Annotated in this window: 14 protein-coding genes; 7 read left to right on the top strand and 7 right to left on the bottom strand. The window is 43.3% G+C overall.

The genetic code is table 11. The features are described from left to right. Positions 1-34 precede the first annotated feature (34 nt). Positions 35-1297, top strand: coding sequence for a Y-family DNA polymerase (locus tag ACWPKD_RS08375; protein WP_455412230.1), 1263 nt, complete (start codon positions 35-37; stop codon positions 1295-1297). After that, positions 1291-1728, top strand: coding sequence for a LexA family protein (locus ACWPKD_RS08380; RefSeq protein WP_455412231.1), 438 nt, complete (start codon positions 1291-1293; stop codon positions 1726-1728). Before ACWPKD_RS08375 ends, ACWPKD_RS08380 begins: the two co-directional genes overlap by 7 nt. On the opposite strand, the gene ACWPKD_RS08385 is transcribed toward ACWPKD_RS08380, so the two are convergent. From ACWPKD_RS08385 to ACWPKD_RS08415, 7 genes are read right to left on the bottom strand one after another with little or no spacing between them, the layout of a single operon-like run. Then, a complete protein-coding gene (locus ACWPKD_RS08385; protein WP_455412232.1) occupies positions 1725-2078 on the bottom strand; it encodes a hypothetical protein in 354 nt (117 codons plus the stop codon). The two genes, ACWPKD_RS08380 and ACWPKD_RS08385, sit on opposite strands and share 4 nt — an antisense overlap. 53 nt (positions 2079-2131) lie before the next feature. Then, positions 2132-3388, bottom strand: coding sequence for an MFS transporter (locus ACWPKD_RS08390; RefSeq protein WP_455412233.1), 1257 nt, complete (start codon positions 3386-3388; stop codon positions 2132-2134). After that, positions 3381-5075, bottom strand: coding sequence for a single-stranded-DNA-specific exonuclease RecJ (gene recJ / locus ACWPKD_RS08395; RefSeq protein WP_455412234.1), 1695 nt, complete (start codon positions 5073-5075; stop codon positions 3381-3383). Before recJ ends, ACWPKD_RS08390 begins: the two co-directional genes overlap by 8 nt. A gap of 48 nt (positions 5076-5123) precedes the next feature. After that, on the bottom strand, positions 5124-5546 hold the full coding sequence (locus ACWPKD_RS08400) for an OsmC family protein (RefSeq protein WP_455412235.1): 423 nt from the start codon (positions 5544-5546) through the stop codon (positions 5124-5126). A 36-nt stretch (positions 5547-5582) separates the two neighbouring features. Then, positions 5583-5882 (bottom strand): hypothetical protein, encoded by a 300-nt coding sequence (locus ACWPKD_RS08405; RefSeq protein WP_455412236.1) that lies wholly within the window; start codon positions 5880-5882, stop codon positions 5583-5585. Then, on the bottom strand, positions 5882-6559 hold the full coding sequence (gene rsmI, locus ACWPKD_RS08410) for a 16S rRNA (cytidine(1402)-2'-O)-methyltransferase (protein ID WP_455412237.1): 678 nt from the start codon (positions 6557-6559) through the stop codon (positions 5882-5884). The genes ACWPKD_RS08405 and rsmI overlap by 1 nt, the downstream gene beginning before the upstream one ends. Then, entirely contained in the window at positions 6560-7540 is a 981-nt protein-coding gene (locus ACWPKD_RS08415) for a hypothetical protein (RefSeq protein WP_455412238.1), read from the bottom strand. Between the two features lie 101 nt (positions 7541-7641). Between ACWPKD_RS08415 and ACWPKD_RS08420 the strand changes: the two genes are divergently transcribed. From ACWPKD_RS08420 to ACWPKD_RS08440, 5 genes are all read left to right on the top strand, one after another. Further along, a complete protein-coding gene (locus ACWPKD_RS08420; RefSeq protein WP_455412239.1) occupies positions 7642-8271 on the top strand; it encodes a thymidine kinase in 630 nt (209 codons plus the stop codon). Between the two features lie 3 nt (positions 8272-8274). Then, entirely contained in the window at positions 8275-10710 is a 2436-nt protein-coding gene (locus ACWPKD_RS08425; RefSeq protein ID WP_455412240.1) for a bifunctional UDP-N-acetylmuramoyl-tripeptide:D-alanyl-D-alanine ligase/alanine racemase, read from the top strand. 85 nt (positions 10711-10795) lie between these two features. Further along, the gene (gene mscL / locus ACWPKD_RS08430; protein WP_455412241.1) at positions 10796-11221 is read left to right on the top strand and encodes a large conductance mechanosensitive channel protein MscL; all 426 of its coding nucleotides are present in this window, start codon (positions 10796-10798) and stop codon (positions 11219-11221) included. A gap of 155 nt (positions 11222-11376) precedes the next feature. Continuing rightward, positions 11377-12366, top strand: a complete 990-nt coding sequence (locus tag ACWPKD_RS08435; protein WP_455412242.1) for an aspartate-semialdehyde dehydrogenase — start codon at positions 11377-11379, stop codon at positions 12364-12366. A 79-nt stretch (positions 12367-12445) separates the two neighbouring features. After that, positions 12446-12796 (top strand): hypothetical protein, encoded by a 351-nt coding sequence (locus ACWPKD_RS08440; RefSeq protein WP_455412243.1) that lies wholly within the window; start codon positions 12446-12448, stop codon positions 12794-12796. Positions 12797-12838 lie beyond the last annotated feature (42 nt).

The following is a 12838-nucleotide window of genomic DNA, read 5'->3' on the forward strand; positions in this document are numbered from 1 at the left end:
CAGCCTTTTTTCATTTTCTCCGTACCTTTACGGTATGTATGCCTTAGTTGATTGTAATAACTTTTACGCTTCGTGTGAACGTGTGTTCCAGCCGCAGTATGTGGGCAAGCCCGTGGTGGTTTTGTCCAACAATGACGGCTGCATTATTTCGCGTAGTGAAGAAGCCAAGGCACTCGGTATTCCGATGGGTGCTCCGGAATTTCAGGTACGGGAGCAATTGAAGCAAAATAACATCAGTGTGTTTTCCTCCAATTACACTTTGTACGGGGATTTGAGCGGACGTGTGATGAACATCCTGCGCCAGTACACCCCAAATGTTGAAGATTACAGCATCGACGAAGCCTTTCTGGATTTCAACGGGCTTGCTATAAACGATTATCATAATTATGGTTTACAAATCCGAAAGCAAATTTATAAATGGCTGGGTTTACCGGTTTGCGTAGGTATTGCCCCGAATAAAACGCTGTCCAAAATTGCCAATCGGATTGCTAAAAAATTTCCCGAAAAAACACTCGGGGTACATGTAATTGACACAGACGAAAAACGATTAAAGGCACTGAAATGGACTAAAATTGAGGATGTTTGGGGTATTGGGTATCGGTTGTCCAAAAAAATGAAAGCGAAAAAAATCTTAACCGCTTACGATTTCATTCAGCCTGAAAACGAAACCTGGATCAAAACTACCATGGGCGTATTGGGCAGGCGCATGCTGAGTGAGCTTAAAGGTAATGCGGTACTGGATTTGGATGCACCGCTGGAAACCAAAAAAAGCATTGCCATCACCCGAAGTTTCAAAACCAAACTGACCCAACTTCAGGATTTGAAAGAACGGGTTTCGACTTTCGGATCGGTTTGTGCCGAAAAACTCCGCAAACAAAATTCGTGTTGTTATTCGGTGAATGTGTTTTTAGCCAAGGATCCACATAAAACAACGGGAAGAACGTATTTCAGCAGAACGGAAACCCTCCCTTTTGCCACGAACTCCAATCTGACCATCAGTAATCTGGCAGTCCAAATGCTGGACAAAATTTACGAACCGAAACAGGTGTATATGAAAGCCGGCGTAATCGTAACGCAAATCATTTCGCAAAGTCAGAAACAATATCATTTGTTCGAAGAAGAAAATCCAAAGCATCAGAAACTCATGGAAGCCATCGACCGCTACCATACGAAAATCGGCGAGCGTAAAATCCGTTTAGGCAATCAGGATTTACAGCACACCTGGATTATGAACCAAAATTTTCTTTCCAAGAATTACACCACCAATATCAACGAGATCATCACCGTAAAATGTTAGCAGACGAAACCAAACTAAGCGTTTTTCAGCCGGAGGAAAACAATTCTTCGGAAGTACCTTTTGTGAGTAGTGGCATCAAAGCGGGCTTCCCTTCTCCCGCTGCCGATTTCGACGGAACAAAAATCAGTCTGGATGCTGTCGTGGTCAAACACAAAGAGGCAACTTTTTATGCGCGGGCCAGCGGTAATTCCATGATAGGTGCCGGTATCGACGATGGCGATATTTTGGTTATCGACCGAAGCCTGGAACCCACTGACAACAAAATAGCGGTCTGTTTTATCGACGGGGAATTTACCGTAAAACGCATCAAAATAAAAAAAGACTGTGTTTTTCTGGTGCCGGAAAATAATACTTATGAGCCTATTAAAGTCACCGAAGACAACGAACTGATTATTTGGGGCATCGTAACCTATGTTCTGAAAAGTCTTTAGTTTTTGCAGCTATCGTTAAGGTAAGTATTCAACTGCAATTGAAATAAAGTTCCTTCCACCAAATCTTTAATCAGCAAGGCTTCATCAGAAGAAACAGCCAATTCCAAACCATCAAAAGGGGTTCGCAGCAGGTAACGCTGACAATTATTTCGGAGTTCACAATCCGTGCAACAGATTTTGGAGCAAGTCATATCCAGCTCTTTGGCGAATTTCATCAAATCAGCAGTCGAAAGATAGAAACCGGTTTCCTTAAAAACCAATTGTATTTTTTCCTGTAGGATTTTATCTTTTGTACACCAGAAAAAAGCGATTCCCAAATCATTCTGATAAATTTCCTGTAACTGTTGCATCGTTTTCGAATTTCAACAAATATACAAATTATTTAAAATGATTCTAAATAAAATTATTCTTCGAGATCTTTCTCAATGTTAAGATTACGGAATTTAGGAGAAAAGATTGCGGTACTCCCCACCACCACGAGCGTCATGATTCCTCCGAATACCACGGCCGGCACTACACCCATCAGTCTGGAGGTCAAACCGCTTTCGAAAGCGCCTAATTCATTGGAAGAACCCACAAATATGGAATTCACGGAAGACACCCTCCCGCGCATGTGATCCGGCGTATACATCTGAAGAATGGTCTGACGGATGACCACGGAAATCCCATCGGTCACGCCACTCAAAAACAAGGCTGCAACCGAAATCCAGAAATTGGTCGACAAACCGAAAACAATAATACAAATCCCAAAGCCAAAAACCGCCACAAGCAATTTTTTTCCGGCGTTATGATTCAGCGGCATGGAAGTCGCCACCAACATGGTAATCAGTCCTCCGATAGCCGGTGCGGCCCGTAAAATACCAAAACCTTCCGAACCCACTTTTAAAATATCCTGGGCGAATACGGGCAACAAAGCAACAGCACCTCCAAAAAGCACGGCAAACATGTCCAAGGAAATCGCGTTCAATATCGTCTTATTCTGAAATACAAATGAAATACCTTCTTTTAAACTTTTGGTGATCGGTTCGCCAATTTTAGGGTTCAAAATCGGTTTGGATTCGATTTGGGTAAGAATCAGCAATCCGGTAAGAATAGAACAAACTACAAAAACCATCGACCAGAAAACACCGATCCAACCAATGGCAAAACCAGCAAGTGCCGGTCCAAAAACTGCTGAAATCTGCCAGGTCGAACTGCTCCAGGCCGCTGCATTAGTGTATTCTTTCTTCGGCACAATCAAGCCCAGTAAACTGAACACAGATGGAATGATAAAAGCCCGCACGATTCCGCCTAAAAAAACCAAGCCGTAAATCCCGTACAAAACAGCCTCTTCCGACAACGTGGCCGAAACCCCATCGCGTATTAAAAAACATAATGAAATACTGATTATTGCCAATGCCGAAAAACATTTCAAAAGTAAACCGCGCTTTTCACGCTGATCCACGATATGCCCGGCAAAAAGCGCCATAGAAATCGCCGGGATTACTTCCATCAGTCCGATCAATCCTAACGACCACGGGTCTTTGGTGATGCTGTAAACTTCCCATTCGATCAGCACAAACTGCATCGACCAGGCTAGTACAATAGCCAGTCGCATGGCCAGGAACCAACGGAATTCCTTAATGCGCAGCGATGAAAAAGGGTCTCTGGTTTTAGTCATTTTTGATATCTCTCACGCGAAGTTGCAGCGAAACCGTTCCGTTCCACTCGTTCTCTTCCACGGAGAAAACGGCTGTAAAACTTTTTTTATTATCGATCAGTTCTTTTTTAGGTCCTAATCCGAAACCAATGGCACCAAAACCTTCAGAATTGTTCTGTTTCACATACAGTTTCAGATGTTCTTCGTTACTGCCAATTTTTTTGGCATATCCCGTATCTTTAAGGGATCCGGTGATAAAGATTGGCGTCATGTTCTGTGGTCCGAACGGCTCAAATTGTTTCAGTATCCTGAAAAATCTCGAATTGATATCGGAAAGTCTTACCTCGGCGTCTATACTGATTTCAGGTGTTAACATCTCCGGATGGATCGTCTCGGAAACCACGCGTTCAAACGCATCCTTGAATTTTTCGTAATTTTCTTCTTTAAGGGTCATACCCGCCGCATACATATGCCCACCAAACTGTTCAAGGTGTTCCGAACAGGCTTCCAAAGCGTTGTACACATCGAAATTTTTGACCGATCGGGCCGAAGCCGCTAATTTGTCACCGCTTTTGGTAAATACCAACGTTGGCCTATAATAGGTTTCCGTTAAACGGGAGGCTACGATACCGATCACGCCTTTGTGCCAGTCTTCCTGATACACTACGGTGGTGAAACGGTCTTCTTCGTTATTGGTGAGAATCTGCTGTAACGCTTCTTCTGTTATTTGTTTGTCTAAATCGCGTCGGTCGGCATTGAAAATTTCAATCTGTGCCGCGAATTCCTCTGCCTGTTCCAAATCAAATTCCGTCAACAGTTCCACCGCATGGTTGCCGTGTTTGATACGTCCGGCGGCGTTGATTCTCGGTGCGATTACAAAAACCACATCGGTTATGGTCAGGGTTTGTCTTTTCAGATTTTGGATGAGCGCCTTAATTCCCGGACGCGGATTGCTATTGATGACTTCCAGACCGAATTTGGCCAGCACACGGTTTTCTCCGGTAATCGGAACGATATCTGCTGCTATGGCCGTCGCTACCAAATCCAAATACGGTACCAAATCCTCAATCGTTTGGTTTCGATTGGCCGCTAATGCCTGAATCAGTTTGAAACCGACACCGCAACCGCACAATTCATCATAAGGATAGGTACAATCTTCACGCTTGGGATCTAATACTGCAACCGCTTCAGGCAAAACGTCTCCCGGACGGTGGTGATCGCAAATGATAAAATCGATGTTTTTGGCTTTGGCATACGCAACATGATCGATGGATTTCACGCCACAATCAAGCGCTATGATCAAAGAGAATCCGTTGTCATCGGCAAAATCGATGCCCTGATACGAAACGCCGTAACCTTCATTATAGCGATCCGGAATGTAAGTCGCTACATTCGGGTAAAAACTTCGCAGATAGGATGACATCAGGGAAACCGCTGTGGTTCCGTCGACGTCATAATCCCCGAAAACTAAAATATTTTCTTCATTAGCAATAGCTTTTTCCACCCGTTCGACAGCCTTGTCCATGTCTTTCATCAGATACGGATCGTGCAAGTCGTTTAAACTCGGTCGGAAAAAATGACGGGCTTCGTCAAAAGTGGTAATGCCGCGTTGCACTAACAGTTTAGCCGTGAGTGCATCTACGTTTAATTCCGCAGCGAGTTGAGCTACGGTTTCGGGATTGGGGTCGGGTTTAAGAGTCCAGCGCATATTCAGGATTTTGGATTATAGAAAAGGATTTATTTTGGCTTATATATATTAATGATGGTAGTGTATTTTAATATCGATTTTGGCAAACTGACGGAACATTTCCATCACCCCGCAGTATTTTTCCACGGAAAGGTTTACCGCGCGTTCCAGTTTTTTCTCCTCCAGGTTACTTCCGTAAAAATGATAATCCAAACGAACGGCATGATACGTTTTCGGATGCTCTTCGGTTAAATAACCTTCGGTATCGATTCGGAATTCATCGACTTCCAGCTTCATTTTTTCCAACAAGGAAGCAACGTCCAAACCGGTGCAACCTGCTAAAGCCGAAAGCATTAACGCCTTCGGACGAAAACCTTTCCCTTCGCCTCCGTTTTCCGGGCCGGCATCAATCAGCATGGTGTCGCCACTCGGGTTGGTGGAATCAAATTGCATTTTTCCTTGCCAGGTTGTAGTTATTTTATGTGTGTCCATTTCTTTAAATTTAATGTCCGCTAAATGTGATTAAAGTTAACCACTCATTGCACATCCTTCACATTCAATGTTATATATTTTAGGAAGCCATAAAATCAGGTTTACGGCAAATAGTAACAAACTGTAAGTAAGGAGGTTTGATTTTCTCATTAGAAACCGAATAACTGCAACGACCAAACAAACAATGGCAACTAATGAAATCAAAATAGTAAAAAAATCTGCAGCACTCATATGACTGTTTGCTGATTTTTGAATAAATGGCAGTAACCCAAAGTAGAGAATACCATTTAAGAATACTAACAAAAAACCAACCCGAAAAATCTTCTTAGTCTTCATCAAGGTTTATTTTTTCCCGCTACAATCACCACAATTTCCCCTTTCGGCGGTTTGGCTTCGAAATGTTTCAACACCTCTTCCGCAGTACCGCGAACGGTCTCTTCGTGAAGTTTAGACAATTCCCTTGAAACGGAAACTTGTCTGTCGGCACCAAAATATTGGATAAATTCCGCTAAGGTTTTAACCAATTTGTGTGGGGAAACGTACAGAATCATGGTTCTTGTTTCTTCGGCCAATGCCAGATAACGGGTTTGACGTCCTTTTTTGTCTGGCAGAAAACCTTCAAACACGAATTTATCGTTGGGCAATCCGCTGTTGACCAAAGCGGGTACAAAAGCCGTGGCGCCCGGTAAGCATTCTACCTCAACATTATTTTCCACACAGGCTCTGGTCAGCAAAAACCCGGGATCGGAAATCGCAGGTGTTCCGGCATCTGAAATCAAGGCGATGTTTTCTCCGGCCTGCAAACGACGCACGATACCTTCAACGGTTTTGTGTTCGTTGTGCATGTGATGACTGTGCATTTGGGTAGCAATGTCAAAATGTTTGAGCAGTTTACCACTGTTACGCGTGTCTTCGGCTAAAATCAAATCGACTTCTTTCAGTACTTTAATCGCCCTGAAGGTCATGTCTTCGAGATTCCCAATTGGGGTGGGTACCAAATACAGCTTTCCCATTTAAGCAAATTTTTTCTCCACCAACTCCATGAAACGCTCTACGAACTCGTCTTTCCCTTTCCAGTTGTTGTAATCGGGTTTTACCAAATCCTCAATAAAATCTTTCGCCTCACCTAACGTGTTGAACGTATTCAATTGGGAAATTACGCGGTTCAGGTCTTCGCCGCTGCCATCGAACAGGTATTTTTCAAACGTGATACGGTCGTTCAGGCCAAGTGTGATACTTTTGCTGAATTTATCGTTCAGATTTAGCGCTGCGACTTTATAATCTTCTTTGCCTTTAGCGATTTCTTCTTTCGCAGCAGCAATTACTTCTTCTTTTTTAGTGGCTTCCGCAATGGGCTCTTCCTGTTTTGTTTCGGCAACCGGTTCTTCGGCTTTCTCAAAAACAACGTCGGCTACTTTTTCTACCTGGGCCGGCACATCATCTACCTTTACGAATTCTGGTTCTTTATAAGCGTCACCCAACAAATCTTCAAAAGAAATCTGTTGCGGTTGTTTTTCTTCTTCTTTTACTTCCTCTTTTTGCTCCTCAACAGCTTCTTCGGCTGTCGGTTCGAAAAGCGGTTCGATGATTTCTTCAGCTTCCTCCTCTTCTGCAACTACCACCGGTTCTTCTTCGATTTCGTTTTCGTCTATATCGACCTGGCCCACCAGAATTTTCTCTTCCTCTACCGGAATTTCTTCCGTAGTTGGAACTGCTGTTTTGGTTTCCTCAAGAGCAACTTCTTCAACTTTTGCCTGTACTTCCTCTTTAACCTCCGCTATGTCAGCATAACCCGATTCAATCTTTTCCTCCAGTTCCTCATGTGTCAGAGTTGGTTTCAGGGCTTCGAAATTTTCTTCGTAAAAACGCAAAATCGATAGTTTCTCAAACAATTTCTGGGCTTCCTGATGCAATAAAACGACGTCTTCCTTTCCTTTAAGCTTTAAAATTCGGTGCGCAATACTAATTAATTCGGCTTCTAATTTTTTCTTCATAACTTTTGGGTTTATATGGAGTAAAGCAATGTTTTTTTGATATTTTTGTTTCTGTACAAATCTAAACAGAAATAACTTCTGTTGCGTCTGAAAATTACAAAATGTTTCTCGAAAATACGGTAAATCATAAAGAACAATTTGGATGGATTGAAGTGATCTGCGGCTCGATGTTTTCCGGCAAGACCGAAGAGCTGATCCGAAGACTGAAACGCGCCCAGTTTGCCAAGCAGAAGGTAGAGATTTTCAAGCCTGCCATCGATACGCGTTACCACGACGAAATGGTGGTATCACACGATGCCAACGAAATCCGTTCCACCCCCGTTCCGGCCGCTGCCAATATCCGTATTTTGGCACAAGGCTGCGATGTGGTGGGAATTGACGAAGCTCAGTTTTTTGACGATGAGATTGTATCGATCTGCAACGATTTGGCCAACTCCGGGATCCGCGTGATCGTCGCCGGACTGGACATGGATTTTAAAGGCAATCCGTTTGGCCCGATGCCCGCTCTAATGGCAACAGCCGAATACGTGACCAAAGTACACGCCGTGTGTACAAGAACCGGAAATTTAGCCAACTACAGCTTCCGAAAGGCACAAAGCGACAGCCTGGTATTGTTAGGCGAAACCGAAGAATACGAGCCGCTTAGCCGTGCCGCTTATTTCAACGCAATCAGAGAACAGGCGGAGAAAGAAGAAAACAACCATTCCAGAACCAAAAACAACGCTGAATAAGTTTTGAGTCTACTTATCCAAAATATCATCCCAGTCATTCACGCCAAATGGTCCGGGAAGGACGAGAAATGTTCCATCGACAACGTTTCCATCGACAGCCGTTCACTGCAGAACAATAACGGTACGCTGTTTTTTGCCTTGGTCGGGCACCATCACGACGGGCACCAATACCTTGCGGAACTGATCGAAAAAGACGTTCAGCATTTTGTGGTGAACCGTATTCCTGAAAAACTGGCGGACAAAGCCAATTTCCTTGTGGTGGAAAACACCTTGGATGCTTTACAGCAATTTGCCGCTTTTTACCGTCAGCAGTTTGATTTTCCTATCATCGGGATTACCGGAAGTAACGGAAAAACCATCGTAAAAGAATGGCTGAACTTTTTACTGAGCCCGGAATACAACATCATCCGAAGCCCGAAAAGTTACAACTCGCAGGTCGGGGTGCCGCTTTCGGTTATCGGGATCAACGAAAAACACAATTTGGGCATTTTTGAAGCCGGGATTTCCTTAGTGGGCGAAATGGAGAAGTTAGGCGAAATCATACAGCCGACTTTGGGTGTGCTTACCAATATCGGATCGGCGCACAACGAAGGCTTTGCTTCCGAAGAAGAGAAAATCAGGCAAAAACTAAAACTTTTCGATAAGACACCGGTAGTAATCCTTCAGAAAAACGACAAAATCGAATCGTTTTTAAAGCCCGGCACTAAAGCGTTTACCTGGAGTTTTGACAACGCTTCCGCTGATGCAAAAATCACTAAAAAAACCGCTTCGTCTTTTGAAATCCACCATAAAAACGAAACGTTTACCATAACACTTCCGTTTCACGACAAAGCTTCGGAAGAAAACAGCATTACCTGTCTGATGGCGTTGCTCTACTTCGGTTATGAGGCCAAAACCATACAGGAGCGCCTTGCCAATCTGTATCCTGTGGAAATGCGTTTGCAGGTTAAAAACGGCATCAACCACTGCACGGTTATCGACGACAGTTACAGTTCCGATTACCAGTCGCTTAAAATCGCACTGGATTTTCTGGAACAGCACAAAACGCATAAAAAGAAAACGGTTATCCTTTCCGATATTTTCCAAAGCGGATTTACTGCGGAAGAATTATACTCAAAAGTGGCCAAACTACTGACCAACAATCGTATCGAGCGTGTTTTCGGGATTGGCGACAACATTTCGGAGCATCTGAAGGATTTTCCGAATTTCATCCCGTTTGCCACGACGCAGGAATTTGTAGCACATTTCAATGCACACGAATTTGAATACGAAACCATTCTGATCAAGGGTGCCCGAAGTTTTCAGTTTGAGGAAATTGTAGTACTCCTGGAAGAGAAAACCCATGAAACCGTTCTGGAAATCAACCTGAACGCCATCAGTCATAACCTGAATTTTTACAAATCAAAGCTGAAACCGACCACCAAAATGATGGCGATGGTAAAAGCTTTCGGATACGGGAGCGGCAGTTTTGAAATTGCAAAATTGTTGGCGCATCATAAAATCGATTATTTAGGCGTGGCTTTTGCCGATGAAGGAATCGCGCTGCGCAACGCCGGAATCACCATGCCGATTATAGTGATGAACCCGGAAAACAGTGCCTTTGCCGCTATGGTTGCTTACAATCTGGAACCTGAAATCTACTCGGCTTCGGTATTGAAGAAATTCATCGTTTTGGCACAACAGAAGAACCTTTACAACTACCCTATTCATCTCAAACTCGATACGGGGATGCACCGTCTGGGCTTTGAAGAAAAAGACCTGGAAAGACTTATCGGTTTACTGAAAAACAACAATCTGGTGGAAGTAAAAAGTATTTTCTCGCATTTGTCGTCGAGCGATGTTCCGGAATTCCGTGAGTTTACGCTAGGACAGATTCAGAAATTCGACAACTGGTCTTCCCGATTAAGGAACGAACTCAACATTGATCCGATCCGTCATATTTTAAACACTTCTGGCATTTACAATTTTGCCGAGTTTCAATTCGACATGGTCCGTTTGGGCATCGGTTTGTACGGTGTGGGCAATGATACAGAAGAAATGCAGCAACTGGAAAACGTAGGGACTTTAAAAACCATCATCCTTCAGATAAAAGACATTCCGGTTGGGGACAGCGTGGGTTACAGCCGAAGATTCATGGCTACAGAACCTACCCGAACCGCCACCATTCCCATCGGATACGCAGACGGCATCCCGAGAAGCTGGGGCAACGAAAAAGGCTATGTATTGGTCAACCATCAAAAAGCCCGAATCGTAGGCAACATCTGTATGGACATGCTAATGATCGACGTAACGGATATTTCTTGCCAGGAAGGCGACACGGTAATCGTTTTCGGAAAAACACCGCGGGTAACCGAACTGGCGGAAACCATCTGCACGATACCGTATGAAATCCTGACCAGCATTTCGCATCGTGTAAAACGTGTTTTTTATAAGGAATAAATCACTTTTTGTTCAAAAAACACAAATTGTAACCCGAATTTTACTACTTTAGTGTGAAACGAATTTTTAACTAAAATCATATTCTATGGGATTTATTTCAGAATTTAAGGAATTCGCCATGAAAGGCAACTTGGTAGACATGGCCATCGCATTTGTTATGGGGGGCGCTTTCGGAAAAGTTGTTACCGCTTTTGTAGAAAAAATGTTTGCACCAATTATTGGAATTTTAATGGGCGGTATCGATTTAGCCGATAAAAAATTAGTAATTACGGAAGCCGTTGCCGAAGTTAAAGATGCAACCGGCGCAGTGGTTACCCCGGCTGTCGCTGAAGTAGCCATTCAATGGGGGGCTTTTATCACCGCGCTTATTGATTTCATCATTGTGGCTTTTGTAATGTTCCTGATCATCAAAGCGATGAACAAGATGAAAAAACCGGAAGCACCGGCGGCACCGACAGGCCCAACTCAGGAAGAATTATTGGGTGAAATCCGTGATTTGTTGAAAAAATAATCCGCTACACAACATATTCTAACTTAAACCGTCTGTAGAGGCGGTTTTTTTTGTCCTAAAATTATTCTTGTGATTTTTTGGCTTTAATACTTTTTAACAAACGTTTTGTGTTAATTTTGCAACTTAAATAACTCTAATAAAACACACTAAGTAAAATGAAAGTAGCCGTTGTAGGTGCCACTGGTATGGTGGGCGAAGTAATGCTTCAGGTTTTAACCGAAAGAAATTTTCCAGTAACCGAATTGATCCCCGTAGCTTCCGAGAAGTCCGTGGGCAAGGAAATCGAGTATAAGGGGAAGAAGTTTAAGGTGGTAAGCATGCAAACGGCTATCGATATGAAACCGGAGATTGCTGTTTTTTCCGCCGGAGGTGACACTTCGAAAGAGTGGGCTCCGAAATTTGCTGAAGCAGGCACAACTGTAATCGACAACTCTTCCGCATGGAGAATGGATCCGACCAAAAAATTAGTGGTACCGGAAATCAATGCTTCGGTTTTAACCAAAGACGATAAAATCATTGCCAATCCTAACTGTTCGACCATTCAAATGGTGATGGCTTTGGCGCCGCTTCATAAAAAATACGACATCAAACGAATTATTGTTTCGACTTACCAATCCATAACGGGTACGGGAGTGAAAGCGGTTCGTCAGCTGGAAAACGAATATGCCGGTGTTCAAGGTGATATGGCTTACAAATATCCGATCCACCGAAATGCCATTCCGCAATGTGATGTTTTCGAAGACAACGGTTACACCAAAGAAGAAATGAAACTGGTGCGTGAAACCCAAAAAATCCTTGATGACAAAACCATCGCCGTAACTGCTACTGCTGTTCGTGTTCCGGTTGTTGGAGGCCACAGTGAAGCGGTTAACGTGGAATTTGAAAACGATTTCGAAGTTAGCGAAGTACGTTCCATTCTTCACAACACACCGGGAATCACCGTTCAGGACAACATTGACACTTTTACCTATCCGATGCCTTTATATGCGGAAGGAAAGAATGATGTATTCGTTGGACGAATCCGTCGTGATGAGAGCCAGCCGAACACCATGAACATGTGGATTGTAGCAGACAACTTACGAAAAGGAGCCGCAACCAATGCCGTTCAGATTGCTGAATATCTTGTAGCCAACCAGTTGGTATAATTCCAAGAAATAAATATTTAAAATCCGTTTGACACAAAAGTTGAACGGATTTTTTGTTTTTATACTATCTTTGTTCAGAATGAATAAGAAACTGCAAAATATAAGTCTCTCATTACTGATTAGCATATTGTTCGCAATATTGTTCCAATCGGTGCACTCGTATGAGCATTTGATCAAGCAGTTTACCGAGGCACATTGCGAGCATCAATACGATGCCTCCAAAACCGAATTCACCCACAGCCATCATGATTTTGACGACTGTTTCGTATGTGAATTTTCACTGGGCAATTTCACTCCGGTTGCATTTTTCTCCTTTTCATTCCATCACTATGCTGTTGCGAAAAGTGTTTCGTTTTTCAATACCGAAAAACCGATTGTCTTTTCCGGCAGTTTCTTCAGCCTCCGGGCGCCTCCCTGTTTTATTGCATAATTATTACTGTCGAAGTATCGGCATGACTTTTTGTACAATAAA

The organism is Flavobacterium pedocola (genome assembly GCF_053764385.1).